The sequence below is a fragment of the Actinokineospora sp. HUAS TT18 genome (assembly GCF_051364635.1).
Classification (GTDB): Bacteria; Actinomycetota; Actinomycetes; order Mycobacteriales; family Pseudonocardiaceae; genus Actinokineospora.
Map to the genome: position 1 here is coordinate 1209882 of NZ_CP195645.1, position 23613 is coordinate 1233494.

The window sequence follows — 23613 nt, forward strand, 5'->3', positions numbered from 1 at the left end:
GACTCACATGACTGAGACGACCCCTGTGCGCGTCGACGCCGACCTCGACCCCGCGCTGTCCCGCGGGCTGTGGCTGGTGAAGTGGCTGCTGCTGATCCCCCACTACGTCGTGCTCGCCCTGCTGTGGATCGCGTTCCCGATAGTCGGGCTCATCGCCGCCGTCGCGATCCTGTTCACCGGCCGCTACCCGCGACCGCTGTTCGACTTCGCCCTCGGCGTGCTGCGGTGGAGCTGGCGGGTGCACTACTACGGCTACGCCGCACTGGGCACCGACCGCTATCCCCCGTTCACCCTCGACGCCGTCCCCGACTACCCGGCGCGACTCGACATCGCCTACCCCGAACGGCTCTCCCGCGGGCTGGTGTTGGTCAAGTGGCTGCTCGCGATCCCGCACCTGATCCTCGTCGGCCTGTTCGCGGGCGGCGGGCTCTGGGTGCTGGGCGGGAGGTCCGACGACTTCCAGTGGGCCGCGGGCGGCCTGATCGGCGTCCTCGTACTCGTCGCGGGCGTCGTGCTGCTGTTCACCGGCGCCTACCCCCGGTCGATCTTCGACTTCGTGCTCGGCCTGGACCGCTGGGTCCTGCGGGTGGCCGCCTACGTCGCCCTCATGACCGACGAGTACCCGCCGTTCCGGCTCGACACCGGCGGCACGGAACCAGGCCAGGCGCCGAGCCCGACACACCCGGCGCCGCCCGCGCCGACCCGGTGGACACCCGGCCGCGTCGCGGGCGTCGTGGTCGGCGCGGTCATCGCCTTGGTGGCCATGGGAGTCCTCACCGGCGGTGGCGGGCTGCTCTGGGCCGACCGCGTCCACCGCGGCGCCGACGGCTACGTCTCGACCGGCACGGTGACCGTGGCGGGTGCCGGGCACGCGCTGACGATTGGCGAGATCAGCGTCCGCGGCACCGCGATCAGCGTGTCCCCGGTGTCCGATGTGGTCGGCACGGTTCGCCTGCGGGCGACGTCGGCGCAGTCGGTGTTCATCGGGATCGCGCCCGCCGACGCCGTCGACCGGTACCTAGCCGGTGTCGCGGTCAGCGAGGTCGGCGAGTTCCGCGACGGAGCGCTCACCACGACGGAGGTCCGCGGCGGGCCGCCCGCCGTCGCGCCGCGGGAGGCCGGGATCTGGACCGAATGGGTCAGCGGCACCGGGACCCAGACCCTGACCTGGCAGCTGTGGAGCGGCGACTGGCGGATCGTGGTGATGAACGCCGACGCCTCGGCGGGGGTGACGGTCACCGCCGCCGCGGCCGCGGAACTGCCCGGCCTGCTGTGGATCGCCGTCGGGCTGCTGGTCCTCGGCGTCCTGCTGCTCGCCGCGGGCATCGCGCTCATCGTCGGCGTCGGCAGGCCACGGCCCGCGCGGACCCCAGTCGCACACGAGAGGAGCACGACATGACCACTCCCACGATCGTGGTCGGGATCGACGGATCCGACCGCAGCCGGACCGCCCTGCGGTGGGCGATGGAAGCCGCCCGCGACCGCGGCGCGACCGTGCGCGCGATCCAGGTCCAGGCTCCGGTGCAGGCGTTCGTACCCGCGAGCTCGATGGGGTTCAACCCCTACGGCGAACCACACCGGCCGTCGACGGCCGCCGACCTGACCGCCCTGGTCGACGACGTCACCGCCCGGGTCGCCGAGCCACCGGAGGTGGTGACCGCGGTGATCGACGGCCGCGTCGGCGCCGACCTGGCGCGCGCCGCGGCGGGGGCCGACCTGCTGGTGATCGGCGCCCACCACTCGGCACCGCACCTGGCATCCGGGGTGGGCGGGTTCGCCACCGGCGTCGTGCGGCACGCGACGTGTCCGGTGGTCATCGTTCCCGCGTGAGCGGACACAGCGATCCCGGGACCCGCGTACGGGGTCCCGGGATCGCTGTGTCCGCTCAGAAAAGCGGGCCGGGCGTGAGGACGCCGCTGTCCTTCACCGGCTCGGGGGCGGCCATGGCCTCGGGCACGATCACCACCGGACAGGGGGCGAACCGCACGCAGTAGGCGCTCACCGAGCCGAGCAGCGCGGCGATGACCCGGTTGGCGCCGTGGCTGCCGACCACCAGCATGTCCGCGCCCGCGCCCGCGCCGACCAGCACCGTTCCGGGCGAGCCGGTGTACTCCTCATGAGTGATGGTCACCGCGGGGTGCCGATCGGCGGCGGCACGGATCTGGGCGGCGATGACGTCGGCGGTGTCGGGATCCTGGTGTTCCGGCCAGACCGTGACCGCGCGGACCGCGCGGGCCCGGCGCTCGGCTTCCTCGACCGCCCAGGACAGCGCCGCCGAGGCGACGGACGAGCCGTCGACTCCGACGACGACAGAGGGGGTGGACTCAGTGCTCACTGCGGACTCCTCGGGTTCGGGACGGGATCTCGGCCCAGCCCCACGCGGCGACGAACGCACCGAGCAGGACGCAGGCGGGCTGCAGCCAGGAGAAGGTGCGGATGAACGCGAGCTGGACCACGATCCAGCCGATCAGCAGCACACCGGCCACCAGCGCCACCCGCCGCGCGGACGGCAGGCGACGCCAGATGGCGAAGGCCGCGGCCGTCATCGGCAGCGCCACCACGGCGATCAGCGCGAGGCCCGCCAGCGTGGTGCTGCCCCACGGCAGCCGGTCGTTGATCTCCGGTCCGAAGTCGACGCCACCGCCGATCACGCCGATCCCGCCCGCGTAGGCCCAGACGGCGACGAGACCGGCCACCGCGGCGGTGAGCACGGTCCGGCGGCTCACGATCCGCTCCGTTCGCGGATCGCCTGCTGCACGCGGCCGAACCGGGCCAGCGCGGCGGCGTCGTGGGCGTCGAGCTCGTCGGCGGTCATCACCCGCGCGTCGGGGCCGGGGAAGACGGTCGCGGACTTGTCGGTCTCGGTCCACCGGACCACGTACGGCGGGGAGCCGTCGGGGTGGAGGACCTGCTCGATTCGGCCGCGGCGGGGATGGTGGTCGACCGACCCCCGTTCGACGATCAGCCAGTCTCCTGGTCGGGCGTACATGGGACACTCCTTCCTGGTCAGTGTGCGAGGGTGCGGGCACCGACCCGCAACGCGACATCCATGGCGCGCCAAGGCATCCCGGAGTGGAACGGGAGGCCGCGGCGGAACCGCAGCGGCAGGTAGAGGCCGAGCGCCTTCTTGCCCAGCCGCCAGATCGGGCTGACGCCGACGCGGTAGTCGTCGGGCTTGTCGCCGTCGACGATGACCGGCGCGGCGGGATCGCCGGTGACGGTGAGCGGGACCTGGGCGAAGGTCGCCTTGTCGAACATCTCCATCACGCACATGCTCGTCGGCTCGAAACCCGCGCCAGGCGCGGTGCCGAGGATCTGGGCGCTGATGGCGTCGGCGACCGCGTCAGCTTGGAGGAAGGCGAGGAACGCCTGCTTGACGGGGAAGTCGCCCGCGTCGCCGGGTGCGAAGATCTCCGGGTGGCCGACGACGGCCCTGGTCGAGTTGTCGCAGGTGAGAAAACCGCGGTCGTCCGCGGCGAGGCCGTCGTACCGCACGGCGGCGGTGTAGGGCGGGAACGTGACCAGCAGGTCGTACTCCTGCTCCTGGCCGTCGGTGAACAGGACCTGCCGGTCGGCGACCTTGTCGACCGCGGCGCCGGTGCGGCCCGCGATCCCCCGGTCGGCGAACTCGCCGGTGACCACGTCGTGCAGTCGCGGGCCGAACGCCTGGATGTAGGTCTGCTCGAACGTGCTGAACGCGATGTCGACGTGGTGGCGCACCTCGCGCTCCCGCAGCCAGGTGTCGAGCATGAACACCAGCTCGTAGAGCGGGCCCGCGCACTTGTTGCCCGGGGGAACCAGGAACAGCACCTTCTGACCGCGCCCGTGGCTGGCGTTGGTGGCGACCCGGCGCAGTGCCTCGCCGAGGCGGTGCAGCTGGCCGGGCGTCCACACCTGGTGGGCGTGCTCGGCCAGGCCGGGCACCTCCTGTGGCCGCATGGCCGCGCCCGTGGCGATGACCAGGTGGTCGTAGTGCAGTGGGAGGCCGCGGCTGGTGTGGACGGTGCCCTGCGCGGCGTCGATCCCCTCGACGGTCGCGATGTGGCGTTTGATGTGTCGGCGGGCGAGCGGGCGCTCGGTCGGGATGTGCAGCGGCGCCTCCGCGGCACCGAACGGCAGATAGATGGTGTTCGGCTTGAACAGGAAGTCGTCGCGGTCGGACACCACGGTCACGTGCGTCTGCTCGTCGGTCAGCCGGGCCGCCAGCGTGTACGCGGTCTCCAGACCGGCGAACCCGCTGCCGAGCACCACTACGCGTTGCATGGACATCAGCTCTCCTCCCGCCAGGGCGACTGTCACAGCCGACACAACGCGGGCGGGCCTTGACCGGGTGAGCGTCGAACGTCCCGATTCGGCGGTCGAAGGTCCCGGTCAGCCGATGAGGACCGCGGCGCCGTGGACCCGGTCGGCGGCGAGGTCGCGCAGCGCCTCGTCGGCGTCGTCCAGCCGGTACGGCGATGTCGTGACCCGCAGCCGGTGTTCCGCCGCGAACGAGAGGAACTCCTGTGCCTGGGCGCGGGTGTTGGAGGTGACGCTGCGGACCTGGCGTTCCTGGAAGAGGTGCCGCTGGTAGTCCAGCGGCGGGATGTCGGTCAGGTGGATGCCCGCGATGGCCAGCGTTCCGCCCCGGTCCAGCGCCGCCAGCGCGGGCGGGACCAGGTCCCCGGCTGGGGCGAACAGTATCGCCGAGTCCAGTGGCCGCGGCGGAGGGTCAGCAGCGCCCTGCGCGGAAGCCGCGCCCAGGCTCAGAGCCAACTCCCGCGCGGCGGCGTCGCGGGTCATCACGTGCACCGTCGCGCCTCTGGCCATCGCCACCTGGGCGGCGAGGTGTGCGCTGGCGCCGAAGCCGTAGATGCCCAGGGTGCCCCCGTCGGGGAGGTCCGCGCGCAGCAGGGCGTGGTAGCCGATGACCCCCGCGCACAGCAGCGGCGCGGACTCCGCGTCGGAGTACCCGGCGGGCAGCCGCAGGGCGAACCCGGCGGGCACGGTGGTGTACTCGGCATAGCCGCCGTCGCTGTCCCACCCGGTGTAGGCCGAGTCCGGGCACAGGTTCTCCCGGCCACGCGCGCAGTACCGGCACCGGCCGCACGTGTGCCGAAGCCAGGGCACGCCGACCCGGTCCCCCACGGCGAACCCGGTCACCCCGGCGTCCGCCGCGACCACCTCGCCGACGACCTCGTGGCCCGGTATGACACCCGGCCGGTGGACCGGCAGGTCGCCTTCGGCCACGTGCAGGTCGGTGCGGCAGACACCGCAGGCGGTCACGCGAACGAGCAGCTCACCGGGCCCGGGGTCCGGGAGCGGGACGGCGCACCGCCGCAGCGGTGCCCCCGAGATCGGGCCGGGGCGTTCGACCCGCCACGCGCGCATCGTGTCCATCCGGCAACGCTAACCGCCACTCGGCCCCGGTGAGCAGGGACGATGATCCCGCGGGATGGGGAAGTCCGACCCTGCCGACAGTCGGGCCCGTCGTCTGGGCTGGACGGCAAGTGGACACCACCCGAAGTGAGGACCCCATGGCCGACTGGACGAACCGACGGCGTACGACGGCGATCGCGGGCGCGGCGGCCGCCGTCCTGGTCGCCGCGGTGGTGGCGGTCGTGGCCGTCCGCTCGGGCGACGAGGACCCGCCCGCGGCAGGCCCGACCACCACCACGACCACCACGACCTCGCCCGCGACATCGAGCACGCCGACGACATCGACCGCTGGCGGGACCACGTCCCCGTCCCCTGCCCCGTCGACCTCGGCCACGCGACCGACCACCACCGCGGCCACCACCACGTCCCGGGCCACCACCCGGCCCGCGCCGCCGTTCCCGGAGTCGTTGCGCGGGCAGGACGTGACCGCGATCCCGACGTCTCGCGCCGTGGTGGCACTGACCTTCGACGCGGGGTCGAACAGTGCCGGACTCCCATCGATCCTGGCGACCCTGGCCGCCAAGCGGGTACCCGCGACGTTCTTCCTCACCGGCTCCTTCGCCGCGGCGAATCCGGCCGGTGTCAAGGCCATCGCGGGCGGCGGCCACCGGGTGGGCAACCACTCCATGAACCACCTCGACTTCACCACCCTGTCCGACGTCCAGCTCCGCGACCAGGTCAGCCGTGCGCAGCAGGCACTCCGCGACACCGGAGTCGACCCGCGACCGCTGTTCCGGTTCCCGCTCGGCGCCCGCGACGCCCGGACCATCCGCGGCGTCAACGACCTCGGCTATGTCGCCGTCCGGTGGACAGTGGACACCCTGGGGTGGAAGGGAACCCGCGGCGGGATCACCGCCGAACAGGTGGTCGACCGCACGGTGGGCGCGCTGCGGCCAGGGGAGATCGTGCTCATGCACGTCGGCTCGAACCCGGACGACGGCACCACCCTCGACGCCGACGCGCTGCCACGGATGATCGACCGGATCCGGGCCGCCGGATACGACTTCGTGACCCTCGACGCCCTGCTGCGCTGAAGGCGAGCGCGACGGGACCCACCATTCGACCGTCACCACCCGTGGCAAGGAGGCCGAGATGACGGTGACAACGCGACACGGACACCGGGGGCTCACGCGCGCGCAGGACACGGCCCTGCGGCGGCTCGTCGCCGACGGGCGGCTCTCCGCCGACCAATTCGACGCGGTGCGCGAGGCGCTGCGAACGGCGGAGACCACCGCGTCGGAGCCGCGCCGGGTGGCCGAGCTGTTCGGGTACGTGGGCGGTGGACTGATGCTCGCGGGCGCGGCGCTGCTGATCGGCACGTCGTGGGCGGACCTGACGCGCGCCGGGCGGATCGTCGTGCTGGTGATCGCGGCGCTGGTCCTGCTGTCCTCCGGGGTGCTGATCGGGGGTGGACCGCGGCGGCTGCTCGCCCGGGACCACCCGGTGGAGCCCGCACGCACGCGCGTCAGCGGTGTGCTGTTCGCCCTGACCGCGGTGGTGGGGGCGCTCACGGCGGCCACCGCCGCCTCCAGCGATGAGGGCGTGTGGGCCGCGGCGACCGCGTTGGGGCTCGCCGCCGCGGGCTATCTCGTGCAGCCGTCCCTTGCCGGGCTCGCGGTGGGCGCCGTGGCGAGCTTCGCCCTGGTGTCGCAGGTGGTCGACCTGATCGGTGGGAACGCGCTCACCCTGGCTGGTTCGCTGATCCTGCTGGGTGTGGCCTGGGGTGCGTTGACCGCGGCCCAGGTTGTGCGGCCCCTGTGGGCTGGACTCACGGTGGCGGCATCGATCGCCCTGATCGGCGCCCAGCAGCCGCTGGGGACCACCGGCTTGGCGGCCTGGGCGTACGGGCTGACCGTCGGTGTCGCCGCGCTGTGCTTCGCGGTCTACCCCGCTGTCCGCTCGGCTGTGCTGCCCGCGGCGGGCGTCCTCGGTGTGACCGTCGCGGTGCCCGAGGCGATCTGGGACTGGACCGACGGTTCGGTCGGCGGCGCGGCGAGCGTGCTGATCGCGGGTGCGGTGCTGCTGGCGGTGGGCGGGCTCAGCCTGCGGCTGGGCCGGTGACTTTGGGTGCTGACGGACAGGGACCAACAACACTCCCGCGGCGGCGGGCGCGGCCGGACTATCGCGACCTGAACATCCCATCGAACAGGAGGCTCCACATGCGAGTGGCCATCAACGGGTTCGGCCGGATGGGCCGGGCCGTCCTGCGCTGTGCCTTCGACCGGGTCGAGGAGGACATCGAGATCGTCGCGGTCAACGACGTCGCCGACGCCGCGATGCTGGCACACCTGCTGCGCTACGACTCGACCTACGGACCGTGGGCCGCGGAGGTGAAGTCCGGTGCCGACTGGATCTCGGTCGGCGACAGGACAATCCGGACCTTCGCCGAACCGGACCCCGAACTGCTCCCCTGGCGCGCCAACGGCGTGGACCTCGTGGTGGAGGCCAGCGGCCGGTTCCGCACCAGGGACAAGGCCGCCGCGCACCTGCGCGCGGGCGCGGGCAAGGTGGTGATCACCGCGCCGGGCAAGCAGGTGGACGCCACGATCGTCATGGGTGTCAACGACCAGGACTACGACCCGGCGCACCATCACATCGTCTCGAACGCCTCCTGCACGACGAACTGCCTGGCTCCGATGGTCGCCGTGCTGCACACCTCGTTCGGTGTGCGGCGGGGACTGATGACCACGATCCACGGCTACACCAACGACCAGTCGCTGCTCGACTCGCCGCACAAGGACTTCCGCCGCGCCCGGTCGGCCGCGGTGAACCTCATCCCGACGAGCACGGGCGCGGCCGCCGCGGTCGGCGAGGTCCTGCCGGAGCTGCGCGGCAAACTCGACGGCGTCGCGGTGCGGGTGCCGGTCGAGGACGGCTCACTGACCGATCTGACGGTCGAGTTGGCGACTCCCGCCACGGCGTCGGAGGTCAACGCCGCCTACGCCGAGGCCGCGAACGGCTATCTCAAGCTGGTTCTGCGCTACACCGAGGACCCCATCGTCTCCCGCGACATCGTCGGCGACCCGGCCTCGTGTGTGCTTGACGCCTCGCTCACCAGGGCCGACGGCGACCTGGTCAAGGTGTTCGGCTGGTACGACAACGAGTGGGGCTACGCCAACCGCACTGTCGACCTTGTCCGGCTGATGGCCACGCGATAAGCCACGCCGCAACCCGCTTCGCGAGAGGACCCGACCATGGACGCGCACGTGCTTGTGGCCTATGCCAGTGCGACCGGATCCACCCGCGGCGTCGCCGAGCGGATCGCGGCGACGCTGACCGCCCGGGGCGTTCGCGCGGTCGCCCGGCCGGTGTCCGACCAGCCCGACCCGCGCGACTACACCGCCGTCGTCCTCGGCAGCGCGGTGCACGGCCGGGCGTGGCTGCCCGACGCGGTGCGGTACACCCAGGATCACCGGGCCGGACTGGCCGACCGGCCGCTGTGGCTGTTCAGCGTCGGGCTGCGCGGCACCCAGCGGGGCCTGGCCGCCAAGGTCTTCTCCGGCCAGGAATCCGGTGTCGAACTCCCCGGCTCGGTCGCCTTCATCCCGCGCGGCGCGTACCACTTCTTCGCCGGGGTCAGCGACCGGTCGGCGATGGGGTGGCTGGGCGGGCTGGTGTGGCGGGCTCTCGGCGGGAAGTTCGCCGACTACCGCGACTGGCGGATCATCGACCTGTGGGCCGAAGGGATAGCCGACTCCGTGACCGGCGTGGCACCGTCCGACCGTGGCGCCTCCACCCAGTCCGACGAGCACTAGCGCCACGACCCCGAGGGCGGTACCGGTGTCCACCGACCGAGATGTCGAGGAGTTCCTGCGCGGCCACCCGTTCGCCGCCGAGGTCTTCGACCGGGTCCGCTCGATCATGCGCGGGTCCTGCGTGGTCCGGGTCTCCAAGAGCCAGATCGCCTTCCGGCGGGACCGGGGGTTCGCCTACCTCTGGCTGCCCGGCCGCTACCTGCGCTCCCCTGCCGCCGAGGTGGTGCTCTCCATCGTGCTGGGGCGCCACGACCCGTCTCCGAGGTTCAAACAGGTTGCCCACCCGTCGCCCGCCCACTGGATCCACCATCTGGAGGTTCGCGACCTCGGCGAGGTTGACACCGAGGTCGCGAACTGGCTGCTCGAAGCCGCCGACCACGCTCGCCGCTGAGCTATCGCGCGCGTGACCATCGCGTCGCCGCGACCGCGATGCCCGGGACGAGCGCGGCCACGGCGACGACGGCCAAGTCGGCGAGTCCGACCGGAACGGTGCCCAGCAGCGCACGCAGTCCACCCACGTAGACCCCCGCCAGTTGCAGCGCCACGGCGGCCGCGACCGCGATGTCGAGGAACCGCGGGCCGCCTCGGGCGCGCAGGCTGACCGCGACGCCGAGTTGGGCGAGTCCCAGGCACAGGAAGACCATGCTCTGCCAAGGTCTTCCGGTGGCGTGGCCCCACGCGCCGACCGCGAGGGTGACCGCGGCGATGAGCGCGCCGGTCCACCCGATCCGCCGCCACAGGCCGTCGCCGAGGACGAACTGGCCGGGGGGCCGCGGCGGCAGGCGCATGAGGTCGGGACTGGCCGGTTCGGCGCCGATGGCGACGCCGGGCAGGCCGTGGGTCAGCAGGTTCACCCACAGGATCTGTGCGGGCAGCAGCGGAAGGGCCAGACCGGCGAGCGGTCCGAGCAGCATCACCAGGATCTCGGCGAACCCGCCGGCCAACGCGTATCGCAGGAAGGTGCGGACGTTGGCGTAGACGCGTCTGCCCTCTCCGATCGCGACGGCGACGGTGGCGAGGTTGTCGTCGGTGAGGACGAGGTCGGCGGCCTGCCTGGCCACCTCGGTGCCGCCCAGTCCCATCGCCACGCCGATGTCGGCGCGGCGCAGGGCGGGCGCGTCGTTGACGCCGTCGCCGGTCATCGCCACGACGTGTCCGTCGCGCTGCCAGTCCTCGACTATCCGCAGCTTCTGGTCCGGCCGGGTCCTGGCGTAGACGGCGGCGTCGTGGTCGGCCATCCCGTCGAGGTGGTCGCCGGTCACGACCGGCCCCGGTCCGATGCCGACCCGGGCGGCGATCACCGACGCCGTCTCCGGGTGGTCGCCGGTGATCATCACTGTCCGAACGCCCGCGGCGTGGAAGCCCGCGATCACGTCGGCGACGTCGGAGCGAGGCGGATCGGTGATCGCGACCAGTCCCACGAGCCTCGGCCGGTCGGCGCCCTCGGTGACCGCGAGCACCCGGTAGCCCTCGGCCGCGAGCCGCGCGGCCTCGCCGAGCGCGCGGTCGGTGTCGGCGCCGGGCGCCAAGTGCGCGAACACCGCTTCCGGTGCGCCCTTGCACACGACAAGCTCCGCGCTGTCCGGCGTCCGGTGCGTCGTCGTCATCGTGCGCCGCTGCGCGTCGAACGGAACCTCGGCGACGCGCGGATACCCCGCGCGCAGCGTCGCCACCGGTATCGCGCCCTTGCCCGCCGCCACCAGCAGAGCCGCCTCGGTGGGGTCCCCGACGGACCGCCAGCGCGGGTCCTCGGTGTCCGGCGGGCTCAGGTCGGCGTCGTTGCACAGCGCCACAGCGCGCAGCAGCCGGTCGAGCCCGCGGCCGTCCCCGCGGATCTCGCCGTCCGGCTCGTATCCGGTGCCGGTCACGACATGCTCGCCCCCTTCGGGGGTCCACAGCCGTTCGACGACCATCCGCCCCTCCGTGAGCGTGCCTGTCTTGTCCGCGGCGATGATCGTGACCGAGCCCAGCGTCTCCACCGCGGGCAGCGCCCGCACGACCGCGCCCCGCCGGGCCATCTGATGCGCGCCGAGCGCCAGCGCGAGGGTGACGACAGCGGGCAGTGACTCGGGCACCGCTGCCACGGCGAGGCTGATCCCGGTCAGCGTCACCTCGCCGAGCGAGCGGCCCTGGATCAGCCCGATCGCCGCCACCCCGGCCGACAGCAGGACCGCCACCAGCGCCAGTACGCGCCCGAGTGCGGCAAGGCGCCGCTGCAGGGGCGTGGGCCGGACCCTGCCGGTGTCGAGCAGCGCGGCGATGCGCCCAAGCGAACTGGTCGCCCCGGTCCGCACCACCACCGCGACCCCGCGGCCCTTGGTCACCACCGTCCCCGCCGACACCTCGTCGCCGACGAGTTTGTCCACCGCGACCGATTCGCCGGTGAGCATCGACTCGTCGACCTGGAGACGGTGCGCCGCGCTCAGCCGGGCGTCAGCGGGCACGATGTCCCCCGCGTCGACCGTGATCACGTCGCCAGGCACGACCTGGTCGGCCGGGAGCACCGTGCCGACCCCGTCGCGCACCACCCGCGCCGTCGGCGCCGACATCCGGCGCAGCGCGGCCAGCGCCCGTTCGGCGCGCACCTCCTGCGCGATGCCGACCGCGCTGTTGGCGACCACGACAAACGCGATCACCGCGGTGTCGGTCCAGTCGCCCAGCACCGCCGCCAGCACCATCGCCGCGAGCAGCAACAGGATCATCGGATCACGCGCCTGTGCCAGCGCGCGGGCGGCCAGGCCCGGCGCGGACGGCTCGGCGATGCTGTTGGGGCCGACGCGCTCGAACACGTCGGCCGCTTCCTGTCGGGTCAACCCGGTCGGCACACCGATGGCCGTCATCGCCCCACCTCCTGCCCGCCACGGTGTCGCGAGCGGACGGAACCCGACCAGTGACCGACGCCCGAGACGACCGGGACCAACGACCCGCGCACGGGATCGCGGTGCGGCTGGTTCCGGGTCCCGGGGCCGAAGTCCCGCCGAGACGGGAACAGGTGCTCTGCTCGACGCCCCGCGAACCGGATGTGCTGGTGGGTGCCCACCCCACACCCCGACGAGAGGAACCGGCGATGACCAGTGTCATTCCGCGCACCGCGATGTTCCCGGACTTGTTCCGGCTGATGGAGACCTTCCCGTTCGTGGACCGCCACCTTGTCCGCATCGAGGACTACATCGACGGCGGCCACTACGTCGTGCGCGCCGAGCTGCCCGGCCTCGACCCCGCCAAGGACATCGAGATCTCGGTGGCGGGCGGCGAGCTGACCATCACCGCCCAGCGCGCCGAACCCAAGGGGACCAAAGCGCACAGCGAGTTCCACTACGGAACCTATGGGCGCAGCGTGACCCTGCCCAGGGGCGCCGACCCCGACCACATCAAGGCCGATTACCAGGCGGGAATCCTGCGGATCAGCGTTCCGATCAAGAAGGCGCCCGCGGCCCGGCAGATCCCGGTGTCCGCGATCGGCAAGTAAGGCCAAGGACCGCCGTGCCCAGGCCCACTGGGCACGGCGGTTCACCCGCGCGGCCACATCGCGGGTTCCCGGCGACGGAGGTGGAGTCGACGTGTCGCACTCACCGGCGGATCGCGCGCCACACCTTGGCTTCGCGACGCAGCTGAGCCCCTTGGACGCGGCGTTCCTCGCGCTGGAGGACGCCGACCCACACGTCTCTCTGGCGATCGGGTCCGTCGCGGTGTTCGACGGGCCCGCACCCGACCAGGCCCACGTCGCCGCCGCCGTCCGGTCTCGGCTCCGGCGCTTCCCCCGAGCCGGGCAGGTGGTGCGGCGGGCGCCGTTCGACCTGGCGGCGCCACGCTGGGTCGACGCGGGCAAGGTCGATCTCGGGTACCACCTGCGGCGCACCGCGCTGCCCGCGCCGGGCGGTGACGCCGAGCTGTGCGCGCTGACCGAGCGGGTGATGGCCACCCGCATGGACCGCGACCGCCCGCTGTGGGAGATGTGGGTCGTCGAGGGCCTGGCCCGCGGGCGCTGGGCGGTGCTGACCAAGCTGCACCACAGCCTCGCCGACGGCGTGTCCGGCAACCATCTGCACGAGGTGCTGCTCGACGACCCGGTCGGCGCGACCGTGCACCCGCTGCGGCCGCAGCCGCCACCACCGCTCTGGGAAACGGTCACCGCCCCGCTGGCCGCGCTGGTCGGCCTCGCGCGGTCGCCATTGCGCCTGGCCAGACAGGTCGCCTCGGCGATCGGGGGAATCGCCACGCTGGCCGGGTCGGTGTGGCCCGCGGCCCCGTCGTCGCTGACCGGGGAACTGGGCTCGCCGCGGCGCTACGGCGTCGCGAGGGTCTCACTCACCGACATCGGTGAAATCCGCGACGTGTTCGGGGTGACCGTCAACGACGTGATGCTCACCGCCGTCAGCGCGGCCCTGCGCGAGGTGCTGCGCCGCCGCGGCGAGCCCACCGACCCGCATACCGTGCGCGCGTTGGTGCCGGTGTCGGTGCGGCTGCCGGGCGAGCACGCGATCCTGGACAACCGGGTCTCGCTGGTGCTGCCGTTCCTCCCGGTGGACGTCGCCGACCCGGTCGGCGCGCTGGGTGCCGTGCACGAGCGGATGCGCACGGTGAAGGACAGCGGGCAGGCCAAGGCAGGCGCCGCGGTGACCGAACTGGCCGCACACGAGCCGTTCGCCCCGATCGCGCTCGCACTCAAAGCCGCGGCCCGGCTCCCCCAGCGCAGCGTCGTCACCGTGGCCACCAACGTCCCCGGGCCGCGCGGACCGCTGGCCTTCCTCGGCCGCGACCTGCTGGAGCTGTTGCCCTATGTGCCCATCGCGGTCCGACTGCGGGTCGGAGTGGCCGCTCTGTCCTATCAGGACAATCTGGTGTTCGGCGTGACCACCGACCGGGCCTCGGTCCCGGAGGTGGGCGTGCTCACCGAGACGATCGCCCGCGCCGCGGCCGAGCTGCTGGCCGCCGCCCGGTCCCGACGACCCAACAGGAATGGAGCTGTGCCATGGCCTACACGGTTGACCTGACCGATACGCGACCGCGTACCGTCCTGCGCCTGCCTGGCGAACTGCGCTTCGACCACATCACCGACGACGTCTCAGACGGCCTGCGGCACCTGTACGCCGCGGCGGGCCAGGCGGGATTGAGTCCCGCCGGGCCACCCGAGATCACCTATCTCGGGCCGGTCGGACCTGGCCGGACCACCGCGGTCGAGTTCGCCTTCCCCCTCGACCATGCCGAGCCGGGTCCGGTGGCCGACGGCGCCGAAGTCGTCGTCCAAGAGCAGGTCAAGGTCGCTCGCACCGAACACGTGGGCCCCTACGACGAGATCGGCGCGGCCCACGACGCGGTCGCCCGCGGCGCGGCCGCCGAAGGGTATGAGCCCGCCGGGCCACCCACCGAGTGCTACCTCGTCGGCCCCGACAAGGCGTGGCGGCCAGGACTGCTGCGCACCGAGGTGCGGCTGCCGATCCGATCCGCGAAGGAGCAGGCGTGATGCGCGGCCTCGTCAAGCAGGTGATGAGCACCGACGTCGCGACGGTGACACCCGCCGCCCGGTTCAAGGACATCGTGCGGGTGATGCACCACCGCGACGTCAGCGCCCTGCCGGTCGTGGACGCCGGACGCGGGGTGCTAGGCGTGGTGTCGACCAGCGACCTCGTCGGCGCCCAGGCGCGGCCCGGGGTGCGCCGGTGGCGCCTTCGGTGGCACTTCTGGCGTAGCAGGGGAACCCACGCCGGTGAGCTGATGTCGAGGCCCGCGCGCACGATCGGGCCGGAGGCCACGATCGCCGAGGCGGCCAGGCTGCTCGACCGGCACCGGATCAAGCGGCTGCCGGTGGTCGACACCACCGGCGCGCTGGTCGGCATCGTCAGTCGGGGCGACCTGCTCAGCGTGTACCTGCGGACCGACGAGGACATCGCCGACGAGGTCACCCACGACGTCCTCGAACACGGGCTCGGCCTCACCGTCACGCCCGCGACGGTCACCGTGGCGGTCGACGGCGGCGTGGTGCGGCTGCGCGGCGAGGTCGAGCGCAGGTCCATGATCGGACTCATCGAGTCGATGGCCCGCGGGATCGACGGAGTGGTCGACGTCGACGCGGAGCTGACCTTCGTCGCCGACGACACCCAGCCCGCCGTCAAACCGGCGACCGACCTCACCCACGAACCCTGGCTCAGCCACCGGACCCGACCATGACCGAGTGGGCGGGCGACGGCGAGTTCATGCGGTCCAGCGACGCCTTCTCCTGGTATCAGGAGAGCGATCCGGCTCTCCGGTCCACCATCGTGGGGGTGGCGTGGCTGGACCGCGTGCCGGACTGGGCCGCGCTGTGCGCCAAGGTGGACGCGGCGACCCGGTCGATCCCGCGCTTCCGCCAGCGGGTCGAGCAGCCTCCCGCCCGGCTCGCGCCGCCGCGCTGGGCGATCGACGGGCGGTTCGACCTGAGCTGGCACCTGCGCCGGGTCGCCGCTCCCGCACCGCACGGGACCGCACAGGTACTCGACCTGGCACGGCTGGAGGCGATGACCGGGTTCGACCGCAGTCGTCCACTGTGGACGTTCACGCTGGTCGAGCGGGTGGACCGGCGGGCTGCGCTGATCATGAAGGTGCACCACTCGCTCACCGACGGCCAGGGAGCGATGCGGTTGGCGCCCAAGCTGTTCGACGGCGGGCGAACCGCGCGGGCGGTGACCCCGCCACCCGCGCCTGAGCCCGACCGCGCCGACCTGCTGCTGTCCGGCCTGCTGCACACCACAGGCCGGGCCGTCGGGCTGGTCGTGGGCGCCGCCCGGGGTGTCGTGCCCGCGTGGCTGGGCCTGCTGCGCGACCCGCTCGGCACCGCACGGGACGCGGTGGCGACGGTGCGCTCCATCGCCGCGACCGTCGCACCGGTCCGCGAGGCGATGTCACCGGTGATGCGCGACCGCGGCCTGGGCCGGGGGATGGAACTGCTGACCGTGTCACTCGACGACCTCAAGGCCGCGGCGGGCGCCGCCGGGGGCACGGTGAACGACGCCTTCCTCGCCGCGGTCACCGGCGGTTTGCGGCACTACCACGACGCGCACCGCGCCCGGCCCGCCCAGCTGCGGGTCACCATGCCGATCAGCATTCGCACCGCGGCCGATCCGGCCGCGAGCAATCGGATCACCCTGCTGCGCTTCCCGCTGCCGGTGGCCGAGCCCGACCCGGTCACCCGGATGGCCGTCATCGGCCACGCCTGCCAGAACGCGCGTTCCCAGCGGTCACTGGCGTTCACCGACGCGATCGCGGGCGGGCTCGACCTGCTGCCCTCCGCGGTCGCGGGGAGCATGCTCAAGCGGGTCGACTTCCTCGCCAGCGACGTCACCGGCCTGCCCCGGCCGGTCTATCTCGCGGGCTCGAAGGTGACCGCGTACTGCGCGTTCGGCCCCACGATGGGCTGCGCGGCGAACCTGACGCTGATGTCCTACGCCGGGGCCTGCCACATCGGGGTCACCTACGACACCGCCGCGATCCCCGACGCCGACCTGTTCGCCGAGTGCCTGCGCGCCGGGTTCGCCGAGATCACCGCGCTGGCGGGCAGCGGGGCGGTGCACCTGCCGGTGCGGGACTCCCGTTTCCCGGGAGTCCCGCACCGCTCAGCGGTCGAGGACCGAGTCGAGCAGTAGGCGCTTCTCGGCGCCCGCCACCGCACGCCGGGCCGCGGCGACCACGTCCGGGTTGACCGAGATCGACGTGATGCCCATACGCACCAGGTGGTCGGCGAAGCCCGGCCGGGTCGACGGGGCCTGGCCGCACAGCGAGGACGTCACACCCAGCCCGCGCGCGGTGCGCACGATGGTGCCGATGGCGTCGAGCACCGCGGGATCGGACTCGTCGAACAGCTCGGCGCACACCTCGGAGTCGCGGTCGACGCCCAGCATCAGCTGGGTGAGGTCGTTGCTGCCGATGGACACCCCGTCGACGCCCAGCCCGATGTACTCGGGAAGCCAGTGCACCACCGACGGGACCTCCGCCATGATCCACCGGTGCAGCCCGCGCTGCCTGCCCAGCGGCGAGGCGTCGACCAGTTCCAGGCACGCCTCCAGTTCCCACTTGGTCCGCACGAACGGGATCATCAGGTGCAGGTTCGGGGTCTGCTCCCGGACCCTGGCCAGCACCTCCAGTTCCAACGCGAACAGGTCGGGCTCGCGCACATACCGGTAGCAGCCGCGGTAGCCGATCATCGGATTGCTCTCCCGCGGCTCGAACCGCGCGCCGCCAACCAGGCCGCGGAACTCGTTGCTGCGCAGATCCGTCGCCCGGTAGACCACCGGCCGGGTGCCGAACGCGGAGGTGATCCGCAGCAGCGCCGCCGACATCTCGTCAACAAACGTGGCTTGTTCCCCGTGCGCGATCAGGTCGCGCGGGTGCCTGCCGTGCAGCGCCTCGGTGAGCATGAACTCCGCCCGCAGCAGGCCGACGCCGTCGACGTCGAGCGCGGCGACCGCCTCGGCGCGCTCAGGCATGGCCAGGTTCACATAGACCCTGGTCGCGGTCGCCTCGGCCATGGTGGGCGCCACGGCCGCCACCGGCTCGGTCCGCGCGGGCGAGGTCTGGTCGCCCGCGTAGACGGCGCCTTCCGACCCGTCCACGGTGACCAGCGCGCCGTCGGCCAGCTCGGCCGTCGCGGTCCGGGCGCCGACCACGCACGGTACGCCGAGCTCCCGGGCGACGATCGCGGCGTGACAGGTCATCCCGCCGCTGTCGGTGACCAGCGCCGCCGCGCGGCGGATCGCGGGCACCCAGTCCGGATTCGTCATGGGAGCGACCAGGATCTCGCCGTCGAGCAGCAAGCCACCCTGTTCGGGCGCGGTGAGCACCCGGACCCGGCCCGCCACCCGGCCCGGCGCCGCGGCCAGCCCCGTGACCAGCGCGGCACCCGAACTCGGCTCGCCGAGGGTGGTGATCGGCCTGGCCTGGACAAGCCAGACCCCCTGGGCGTCGATCGCCCACTCCACGTCCTGCGGCACCCCGTAGTGCCGCTCGGCCGCGACCGCCAGGCGGGCGACTTGGGCCAGCACGTCCTCATCGAGGACCCGCGCCCCACCAGAGCGCTCGTCGAGCGGCACTTGCTCGTCCCCGCCGTCCCGGCCGCGCACGATCTTGAACGCCTGGCTGCCGATGTTGGTGCGCAGCACCTGGAGGGAGTTCTTGTCGAGCACATAGGTGTCCGGCTCCACCAAGCCGCCGACGACCACTTCGCCCTGGCCGAAGGCGGCCTCCACGACGACGCGGTCGGTGCGGCCGGTGCTCGGATCGGCGGTGAACGCCACGCCGGAGCGCTCGGCGGCGACCATGCGCTGCACCACGACCGCGATGGCCGGCTCGGCGGTGAAGCCGCGGCTCGCCCGGTAGGCCACCACGCGAGGGGCGAACAGCGACGCCCAGCAGTCCACGACCCGCGCGGTCAGCTCGTCGTCGCCCGCGACGTTGGTGAAGGTGGCGTTCATGCCCGCGAACGACGCGTCGGCGCCGTCCTCCCCGGTCGCCGAGGACCGCACGGCGACCTCGTCGGCGTCGAGCGACCGCGCCGCCTCCAGGATGCGCCGCCGCACCGGCTCGGCGAGCCCGGCCTTGGCGACCAAGGCACGCAGCTGGTCACACGCCTCGGTGAGCCGGTCGGCGTCCGCGACCGCCGACAGCGCGGCGGTATGGGCGGTCGCCAGTTCGGCACGCACACCCGCGGCGTCCATCGAGTCGAGGTACGCCGAACGCAGGATCACGAACCCCGGTGGCACCGCCAGATCGGCGGCGACGAGTTCGCCGAGATTGGCGCCCTTGCCGCCCGCCTCGTCGGCGTCGGCCAACCCCAGCGCGGTGAAGTCCTTGATGTAGTCGGCCACGTCAGTCGTCCCACGCCAGGCTGACCGCGGCCGAGTTCTCCAGCTCCACCTTCGTCACGCCCGCCACCGTGCGCGCCAGCGCGCCCACGATCCGGCGCTCGGCGAGGTCGGCGAAGTCGCCGCGGATCGTGACGGCGCCGCCGTCGACCTCTACCGCCCAGAACCGCCTGCTGCCCGCGTAGTCGTCGAGCAGTGAGCGCACGTGCGCGGCCACCACGTCGTCGTCGTGCACGAGCGTGCGCAGCAGATCGCGGCGGGCGACGACGCCGATCAGCAGACCCTCCTCCACCACCGGAAGGCACCGGAGGTGGCCTGCCAGCATGCGCGCGGCGATCGCGGCGGTGTCGTCGGTCGGCGCGACGACCTCGACGGGCGTGCTCATCGCCGTCGACACGGGCTGCGCCCTGCGGTCCGGTCCGGCCTCGGCGACCGAGCCCGCGCGCATCGCGTCGGACTCGCTGAACACCCCGATGACCCGCCCGACGTCGTCGACGACCGGGAGCGCGGCGAATCCGTTGTCGGTGAGGACCGTGATCGCCTCGCGGATCGTGGTGTCCGCGTCGACACTCACCACCGGCCTCGTCATGACATCTCGTGCTCTCATCGCATCTCCCTCATTTCCGGTCGACCCGCATCCGGGCCAGGTCCGCCGCCCAGCGGCGGGCCCGGTGCCGGTCGAGCACCCACTTGACCACCTGGAAAAGCAAAACCAGGCCGAACAGCGCGATGATCAGCGCGATGAGTCCGCTGACCACGCCCGCGGCCACCGCGCCGCCGGGGGAAAGCCCCGACTCGCCCTGCCCGGCCACCGCCGCCGCGGCCACATAGGACTCCGTGCCGATCGCCGCGGCGACCGGCACCGAGAGCAGCCCGAGCAGGACCACGGCGGCCAGGACGCCGGACTCCAGCCAGTCGACCGGGCGGGCGAGCCCGCCGGTGCCCGGCCAGAACATCCTGACCACCCTGCCGAGGTCCGATGTGGACGATCTGGTCACCGTGGTCCCTCCCGTCAGGACTTGCCGACCGCGACCGAGATCTGGCGCGGTGCGGACTCGGCCTTGACGCGAGGATCCCGGCGTCGTAGGACGCCTTGACCTTCGCGGTGTCCGCGCCCGCGGGCAGGCGGACAGTGCGGGCGAACGAGCCGTAGGTGAACTCGGAGTGGGACTTGTCGTGCTTGGTGACGGAGCGCTCGGCCGAGATGGTCAGCGCGTCCCCGTCGACGCGCACGTCGATGTCCTTCTCTGGGTCGAGGCCCGGCAGTTCGGCCCGCAGGACGTAGTCGCCGCCGTCGCGGTACTCCTCGACCTTCACCATGTGGTGCCCGGAGAACGGCAGGCCATCCTCCAGCAACCGGAACAGGTCGGGAAACCCGACGGAGCGCGGGATCAAACTGGTCATCTTGTCTCCTTCCACGGGGTCCTACCCCTCCAGCACACCCGGCACCCGCGTCCGCTCCCCACCGTCCTTGGCCCCTGCTGGAAGGGACTTCCGTCGGTGGGTGACAGCGGCGCCCAGGCCGAAGCACACGGCGATCGCGGTGGCACCCACGAGCGGGGCCTTCACCTCAGCGGGCAGCGCGAGCGGCCGAAGCGCCGAGGCGATCACCATGAGGACCGGGCCCTGCGCGACGTAGGCGGCGAACGCCGCGCGGCCCATCGCGGCGGCGAACGGGCCATGTCCGGTCATCGCCCGCTGGGACAGACCGAGAAGCCACACCGAGCCCGCGACCACCAGCGCCGCCTCAGCGGTCGCGGTGCCCAAGGCGGGCACCGACCAGCCACCCAGGTACGCCGAGACCTGGTCGGCCACGTCCCGGACGCCCGCCAGCAGACCGGCGGTGGGCACGAGGACGATCGCGGCCACCGCGACCGCGGCGCACCGCCGGTAGACGCCGTCGGGCACCCGGTCGCGCCAGCCGCGCCGCGCGGCGGCCATCCCCAGGGCGAACATCGCCGCGCACTGCGGCCACTGCCACAGGTGCAGGTCCACCGGCTGCGCACCACGGGCGGGCCACCAGAGTCGGACGACGAAGGTCGTCACGGCGACCACGCCCGCCACCGCCACCAGCGCACGTGGTCTCAGCGGCGCGGCTCGCCGATCGGTCGCGGGCCGGGCGGCCCGCCAACCGGCGTAGGCCAGGGAGTAGACGAGCAGGACCCCGGCGAACCAGAGAGAACCAGAGTCCAGCGGCGGTTCCCGATGCCGGAAGACCCACCACGGCGACACGTCCATCCCGGCCGCGCGGTAGGCGACCCACACCGACAGCGGCCACACCAGCAGCAGGGACGCCAGGAACGGCACGCCCAACCGCCGCGTCCGGTCCCCGATGTAGCGCGCGGTTCCCTTGTGGGCCAACGCGTCCGGGGTGAACAGGCCCGCCACGAAGAAGAAGACCCCGATCACGTAGAGCCCGCTCGGCCCCAGCACCGCGGCGAGCACCAACTCCACTCCCGGGTCGAACGTAACCTCGTTGACCTCGTCGTAGGCCCAGCCGCCGGTCGCCGAGTAGCCCAGCAGCGCGTGCCCGCCGATGATCCACGCGACCATCAGCGTCTTCAGGTTGTCGATGTGCGCCAGCCGCGGTCCGCCGCGGCGCGTGCCCGCCGTCGCCATGCCCGGAAGTGTCACTCCGCGCCTCCGACGGGCCGAGAGACCAAGGTCCCGGTCATTGGATGGCTTCCGTGCCTGTCCGGCCGCGCCGCATCTGGCTGTGCTGGGTGCAAACAGACCTGGGAGGACACCATGCGTGCAGCACGACTCTTGCTCATTCCGGCACTCGCGGTGGCCGTGACCGGGTGCGGCAGGTCGGATCCGGGCACACCGGTGACGCCCACCTCGACCCCGCCCGCCACCACGACGGCGACCACCGGCACCACCACGACGGCGGGTCCGGTGGCCACGCCGACCACGGCACCCACCACGATTTCACCGTCCACGGTCCAGCCGCAGACACAGGGCGCGCGGGTGTCGGTCTACTTCGTCCAGGGCGAGAAGATCGTCGCGACGCGGCGGGCCGCGGTGGGCACCGCACCCGCGGCGGGCGCGGTGCGGGCCCTGCTCGCGGGACCGACGCAGGCCGAGACGCAGGCCGGATTCACCTCCAGTGTGCCCGCGGGGACGCGGCTGCTCGGCGTCTCGCTGCGCGCTGGGACCGCCACCGTCGACCTGACCGGCGCGTACGCGGGCGGTGGCGGGTCGCTGTCGATGCTGACCCGGCTCGCGCAGGTGGTGTTCACCCTGACCCAGTTCCCCTCCGTGCGGGATGTGCTTTTCCGCCTCGACGGCAAGCCGGTCACGGCGTTCGGCGGCGAGGGCGTCGTGCTCGACCACCCGGTGACCCGGGCCGACTTCGAGGACTACTCCCCCGCCGTGCTCGTCGAGTCACCCACCTTCGGCTCGACCGTCGGCAGCCCCCTGCGGATCCACGGCACCGCCAACACCTTCGAAGCGGTGTTCCAACTCCAGCTCGTCGACGCGGCGGGCGCGACGGTGTTCGACCAGCGGGTCATGGCCACCTCCGGCACCGGAACCCGCGGCACGTTCGACGTCACCCTGCGCTTCCCGGTCGCCAACCCGGGACCAGCCCGACTCATCGCCTGGTACGCCTCACCCAAGGACGGCTCCCGCGTGGTCGTGGCCACCATTCCGGTCGAGCTGCGCCGATGACTCCCGTGCTGGAGTGCGCGGCGCTGACCCGCCGGTTCGGTGAACGGGTCGCGGTGGACGCGGTCACGCTGCGGGTGGCCGAAGGCGAGACCTACGGGCTCCTCGGACCCAACGGCGCGGGCAAGAGCACCACCATCCGCATGGTGTGCGGCCTGCTCGCCCCCGACTCGGGCGCGGTCACGGTCGCGGGCAGGCCGATGGCGCCGGGCTCGCCCGCCCGCGCCGACATCGGCTACGTGCCGCAGGAGGTCGCGCTGTACCCGGACCTCAGCGCCCGGGAGAACCTGCGCTTCTTCGGCCGCCTCTACGGCCTGCGCGGAGCGGTGCTGCGGCGCCGGATCGCCGAGGTGCTCGACCTGGTCGGGCTCGCCGACCGCGGCGGCGAACGGGTCGAGTCGTTCTCCGGCGGGATGCGGCGGCGGCTCAACATCGGCGCGGGGCTGCTGCACCGGCCCCGACTGCTGGTGCTCGACGAACCGACCGTGGGCGTGGATCCGCAGAGCAGGCACGCGATCCTCGACAGCGTGCACACGCTCGGCGCTGCGGGCATGGCCGTGCTCTACACAACGCACTACATGGAGGAAGCCGAGCGGATCTGCGACCGCGTCGGCATCATCGACCACGGCAAGCTCGTCGCCGAGGGCACCCCGCGCGAGCTGGTCGCCATGGTCGCCGAACGCGACCAGGTCGAGCTGTCCGCCTCCGGTGACCTCGCCGCGTTCGCCGCGGTGTGCGCGGGCATGGACGGCGTCGACCGGGCCACCACGACCGATGGCGAGGTCCACCTGGTCGCCGCCGACGGCCGCGGGCTGCTGCCCGCCGTGTTCGCCGCCGCGCAGCGCAGCGGGGTCGGGGTGCGCAGCGCCCAGGTCGTGGAGCCGGACCTGGAGACGGTGTTCCTGCACTTGACCGGCACCGCGCTGCGGGAGTGAGCC

The 23613-nt window shown here is 73.0% G+C and carries 24 protein-coding genes and 1 pseudogene; 14 read left to right on the top strand and 11 right to left on the bottom strand.

The window, feature by feature from the left end; genetic code table 11:
- Positions 1 to 7 precede the first annotated feature (7 nt).
- On the top strand, positions 8 to 1399 hold the full coding sequence (locus tag ACSHT8_RS05435; RefSeq protein WP_436498295.1) for a DUF4389 domain-containing protein: 1392 nt from the start codon (positions 8 to 10) through the stop codon (positions 1397 to 1399).
- A complete protein-coding gene (locus ACSHT8_RS05440; RefSeq protein ID WP_436498297.1) occupies positions 1396 to 1830 on the top strand; it encodes a universal stress protein in 435 nt (144 codons plus the stop codon). Before ACSHT8_RS05435 ends, ACSHT8_RS05440 begins: the two co-directional genes overlap by 4 nt.
- A 55-nt stretch (positions 1831 to 1885) precedes the next feature.
- On the opposite strand, the gene ACSHT8_RS05445 is transcribed toward ACSHT8_RS05440, so the two are convergent.
- From ACSHT8_RS05445 to ACSHT8_RS05465, 5 genes are all read right to left on the bottom strand, one after another.
- Entirely contained in the window at positions 1886 to 2335 is a 450-nt protein-coding gene (locus tag ACSHT8_RS05445; RefSeq protein ID WP_436498299.1) for a universal stress protein, read from the bottom strand.
- Positions 2325 to 2726 carry a hypothetical protein gene (locus ACSHT8_RS05450; RefSeq protein ID WP_436498301.1) on the bottom strand — a complete coding sequence of 134 codons (402 nt, stop codon included), beginning with the start codon at positions 2724 to 2726 and terminating at the stop codon, positions 2325 to 2327. Before ACSHT8_RS05450 ends, ACSHT8_RS05445 begins: the two co-directional genes overlap by 11 nt.
- Positions 2723 to 2989 carry a DUF1918 domain-containing protein gene (locus ACSHT8_RS05455; protein ID WP_436498303.1) on the bottom strand — a complete coding sequence of 89 codons (267 nt, stop codon included), beginning with the start codon at positions 2987 to 2989 and terminating at the stop codon, positions 2723 to 2725. The genes ACSHT8_RS05450 and ACSHT8_RS05455 overlap by 4 nt, the downstream gene beginning before the upstream one ends.
- Before the next feature lie 17 nt (positions 2990 to 3006).
- Positions 3007 to 4269: an NAD(P)/FAD-dependent oxidoreductase gene (locus tag ACSHT8_RS05460; protein WP_436498305.1), complete on the bottom strand. Its 1263-nt coding sequence runs from the start codon at positions 4267 to 4269 to the stop codon at positions 3007 to 3009.
- 102 nt (positions 4270 to 4371) lie between these two features.
- Positions 4372 to 5370 (bottom strand): zinc-binding alcohol dehydrogenase family protein, encoded by a 999-nt coding sequence (locus ACSHT8_RS05465; protein ID WP_436501997.1) that lies wholly within the window; start codon positions 5368 to 5370, stop codon positions 4372 to 4374.
- Between the two features lie 146 nt (positions 5371 to 5516).
- Here ACSHT8_RS05465 and ACSHT8_RS05470 point away from each other — a divergent pair, with 146 nt between their 5' ends.
- From ACSHT8_RS05470 to ACSHT8_RS05490, 5 genes are all read left to right on the top strand, one after another.
- Entirely contained in the window at positions 5517 to 6452 is a 936-nt protein-coding gene (locus ACSHT8_RS05470; protein WP_436498307.1) for a polysaccharide deacetylase family protein, read from the top strand.
- Between the two features lie 58 nt (positions 6453 to 6510).
- On the top strand, positions 6511 to 7479 hold the full coding sequence (locus ACSHT8_RS05475; protein WP_436498309.1) for a DUF2157 domain-containing protein: 969 nt from the start codon (positions 6511 to 6513) through the stop codon (positions 7477 to 7479).
- 98 nt (positions 7480 to 7577) lie between these two features.
- Entirely contained in the window at positions 7578 to 8576 is a 999-nt protein-coding gene (gene gap / locus ACSHT8_RS05480) for a type I glyceraldehyde-3-phosphate dehydrogenase (protein WP_436498311.1), read from the top strand.
- A 36-nt stretch (positions 8577 to 8612) separates the two neighbouring features.
- Positions 8613 to 9173: a flavodoxin domain-containing protein gene (locus ACSHT8_RS05485; RefSeq protein WP_436498313.1), complete on the top strand. Its 561-nt coding sequence runs from the start codon at positions 8613 to 8615 to the stop codon at positions 9171 to 9173.
- Between the two features lie 25 nt (positions 9174 to 9198).
- The gene (locus tag ACSHT8_RS05490) at positions 9199 to 9564 is read left to right on the top strand and encodes a DUF5655 domain-containing protein (protein ID WP_436498315.1); all 366 of its coding nucleotides are present in this window, start codon (positions 9199 to 9201) and stop codon (positions 9562 to 9564) included.
- Between the two features lies 1 nt (position 9565).
- Here the strand turns inward: ACSHT8_RS05490 and ACSHT8_RS05495 are convergent, their stop codons facing one another.
- Entirely contained in the window at positions 9566 to 12013 is a 2448-nt protein-coding gene (locus ACSHT8_RS05495) for a cation-translocating P-type ATPase (protein WP_436498317.1), read from the bottom strand.
- A gap of 227 nt (positions 12014 to 12240) precedes the next feature.
- Here ACSHT8_RS05495 and ACSHT8_RS05500 point away from each other — a divergent pair, with 227 nt between their 5' ends.
- The 5 genes from ACSHT8_RS05500 to ACSHT8_RS05520 all read left to right on the top strand — a co-directional run bounded on the left by ACSHT8_RS05500 (position 12241) and on the right by ACSHT8_RS05520 (position 16792).
- A complete protein-coding gene (locus tag ACSHT8_RS05500; protein WP_436498319.1) occupies positions 12241 to 12642 on the top strand; it encodes an Hsp20/alpha crystallin family protein in 402 nt (133 codons plus the stop codon).
- A gap of 91 nt (positions 12643 to 12733) precedes the next feature.
- Complete coding sequence (locus tag ACSHT8_RS05505; RefSeq protein ID WP_436498321.1) at positions 12734 to 14167, top strand: wax ester/triacylglycerol synthase family O-acyltransferase; 1434 nt, start codon at positions 12734 to 12736, stop codon at positions 14165 to 14167.
- Complete coding sequence (locus ACSHT8_RS05510) at positions 14146 to 14637, top strand: hypothetical protein (RefSeq protein WP_436498323.1); 492 nt, start codon at positions 14146 to 14148, stop codon at positions 14635 to 14637. Before ACSHT8_RS05505 ends, ACSHT8_RS05510 begins: the two co-directional genes overlap by 22 nt.
- The gene (locus tag ACSHT8_RS05515) at positions 14637 to 15341 is read left to right on the top strand and encodes a CBS domain-containing protein (RefSeq protein ID WP_436501998.1); all 705 of its coding nucleotides are present in this window, start codon (positions 14637 to 14639) and stop codon (positions 15339 to 15341) included. The genes ACSHT8_RS05510 and ACSHT8_RS05515 overlap by 1 nt, the downstream gene beginning before the upstream one ends.
- Complete coding sequence (locus ACSHT8_RS05520) at positions 15338 to 16792, top strand: wax ester/triacylglycerol synthase domain-containing protein (protein WP_436498325.1); 1455 nt, start codon at positions 15338 to 15340, stop codon at positions 16790 to 16792. Before ACSHT8_RS05515 ends, ACSHT8_RS05520 begins: the two co-directional genes overlap by 4 nt.
- Here the strand turns inward: ACSHT8_RS05520 and ppsA are convergent.
- The 5 genes and pseudogenes from ppsA to ACSHT8_RS05545 form a co-directional block, all read right to left on the bottom strand.
- Positions 16763 to 19009: a phosphoenolpyruvate synthase gene (gene ppsA / locus ACSHT8_RS05525; protein ID WP_436498327.1), complete on the bottom strand. Its 2247-nt coding sequence runs from the start codon at positions 19007 to 19009 to the stop codon at positions 16763 to 16765. The two genes, ACSHT8_RS05520 and ppsA, sit on opposite strands and share 30 nt — an antisense overlap.
- 1 nt (position 19010) lies before the next feature.
- Positions 19011 to 19613 carry a CBS domain-containing protein gene (locus ACSHT8_RS05530; RefSeq protein ID WP_436498328.1) on the bottom strand — a complete coding sequence of 201 codons (603 nt, stop codon included), beginning with the start codon at positions 19611 to 19613 and terminating at the stop codon, positions 19011 to 19013.
- A 10-nt stretch (positions 19614 to 19623) separates the two neighbouring features.
- Positions 19624 to 20004, bottom strand: a complete 381-nt coding sequence (locus ACSHT8_RS05535) for a hypothetical protein (RefSeq protein WP_436502261.1) — start codon at positions 20002 to 20004, stop codon at positions 19624 to 19626.
- Between the two features lie 127 nt (positions 20005 to 20131).
- Positions 20132 to 20410: pseudogene (locus ACSHT8_RS05540) on the bottom strand (Hsp20/alpha crystallin family protein); the annotation flags it as partial.
- A 21-nt stretch (positions 20411 to 20431) separates the two neighbouring features.
- A complete protein-coding gene (locus ACSHT8_RS05545) occupies positions 20432 to 21625 on the bottom strand; it encodes an acyltransferase family protein (RefSeq protein WP_436498330.1) in 1194 nt (397 codons plus the stop codon).
- A gap of 129 nt (positions 21626 to 21754) precedes the next feature.
- Between ACSHT8_RS05545 and ACSHT8_RS05550 the strand changes: the two genes are divergently transcribed.
- Entirely contained in the window at positions 21755 to 22678 is a 924-nt protein-coding gene (locus tag ACSHT8_RS05550; protein ID WP_436498331.1) for a GerMN domain-containing protein, read from the top strand.
- Positions 22675 to 23610 (top strand): ATP-binding cassette domain-containing protein, encoded by a 936-nt coding sequence (locus tag ACSHT8_RS05555; RefSeq protein ID WP_436498333.1) that lies wholly within the window; start codon positions 22675 to 22677, stop codon positions 23608 to 23610. Before ACSHT8_RS05550 ends, ACSHT8_RS05555 begins: the two co-directional genes overlap by 4 nt.
- Positions 23611 to 23613 lie beyond the last annotated feature (3 nt).

Coding starts and splice junctions, on each gene's coding strand:
- ACSHT8_RS05435 (WP_436498295.1), top strand. CDS start 8: ATGACTGAGACGACCCCTGTGCGCGTCGACGCCGACCTCGACCCCGCG.
- ACSHT8_RS05440 (WP_436498297.1), top strand. CDS start 1,396: ATGACCACTCCCACGATCGTGGTCGGGATCGACGGATCCGACCGCAGC.
- ACSHT8_RS05455 (WP_436498303.1), bottom strand. CDS start 2,989: ATGTACGCCCGACCAGGAGACTGGCTGATCGTCGAACGGGGGTCGGTC.
- ACSHT8_RS05460 (WP_436498305.1), bottom strand. CDS start 4,269: ATGTCCATGCAACGCGTAGTGGTGCTCGGCAGCGGGTTCGCCGGTCTG.
- ACSHT8_RS05465 (WP_436501997.1), bottom strand. CDS start 5,370: ATGCGCGCGTGGCGGGTCGAACGCCCCGGCCCGATCTCGGGGGCACCG.
- ACSHT8_RS05470 (WP_436498307.1), top strand. CDS start 5,517: ATGGCCGACTGGACGAACCGACGGCGTACGACGGCGATCGCGGGCGCG.
- ACSHT8_RS05475 (WP_436498309.1), top strand. CDS start 6,511: ATGACGGTGACAACGCGACACGGACACCGGGGGCTCACGCGCGCGCAG.
- gap (WP_436498311.1), top strand. CDS start 7,578: ATGCGAGTGGCCATCAACGGGTTCGGCCGGATGGGCCGGGCCGTCCTG.
- ACSHT8_RS05485 (WP_436498313.1), top strand. CDS start 8,613: ATGGACGCGCACGTGCTTGTGGCCTATGCCAGTGCGACCGGATCCACC.
- ACSHT8_RS05495 (WP_436498317.1), bottom strand. CDS start 12,013: ATGACGGCCATCGGTGTGCCGACCGGGTTGACCCGACAGGAAGCGGCC.
- ACSHT8_RS05500 (WP_436498319.1), top strand. CDS start 12,241: ATGACCAGTGTCATTCCGCGCACCGCGATGTTCCCGGACTTGTTCCGG.
- ACSHT8_RS05510 (WP_436498323.1), top strand. CDS start 14,146: ATGGCCTACACGGTTGACCTGACCGATACGCGACCGCGTACCGTCCTG.
- ACSHT8_RS05515 (WP_436501998.1), top strand. CDS start 14,637: ATGCGCGGCCTCGTCAAGCAGGTGATGAGCACCGACGTCGCGACGGTG.
- ACSHT8_RS05520 (WP_436498325.1), top strand. CDS start 15,338: ATGACCGAGTGGGCGGGCGACGGCGAGTTCATGCGGTCCAGCGACGCC.
- ACSHT8_RS05530 (WP_436498328.1), bottom strand. CDS start 19,613: ATGAGAGCACGAGATGTCATGACGAGGCCGGTGGTGAGTGTCGACGCG.
- ACSHT8_RS05545 (WP_436498330.1), bottom strand. CDS start 21,625: ATGGCGACGGCGGGCACGCGCCGCGGCGGACCGCGGCTGGCGCACATC.
- ACSHT8_RS05550 (WP_436498331.1), top strand. CDS start 21,755: ATGCGTGCAGCACGACTCTTGCTCATTCCGGCACTCGCGGTGGCCGTG.
- ACSHT8_RS05555 (WP_436498333.1), top strand. CDS start 22,675: ATGACTCCCGTGCTGGAGTGCGCGGCGCTGACCCGCCGGTTCGGTGAA.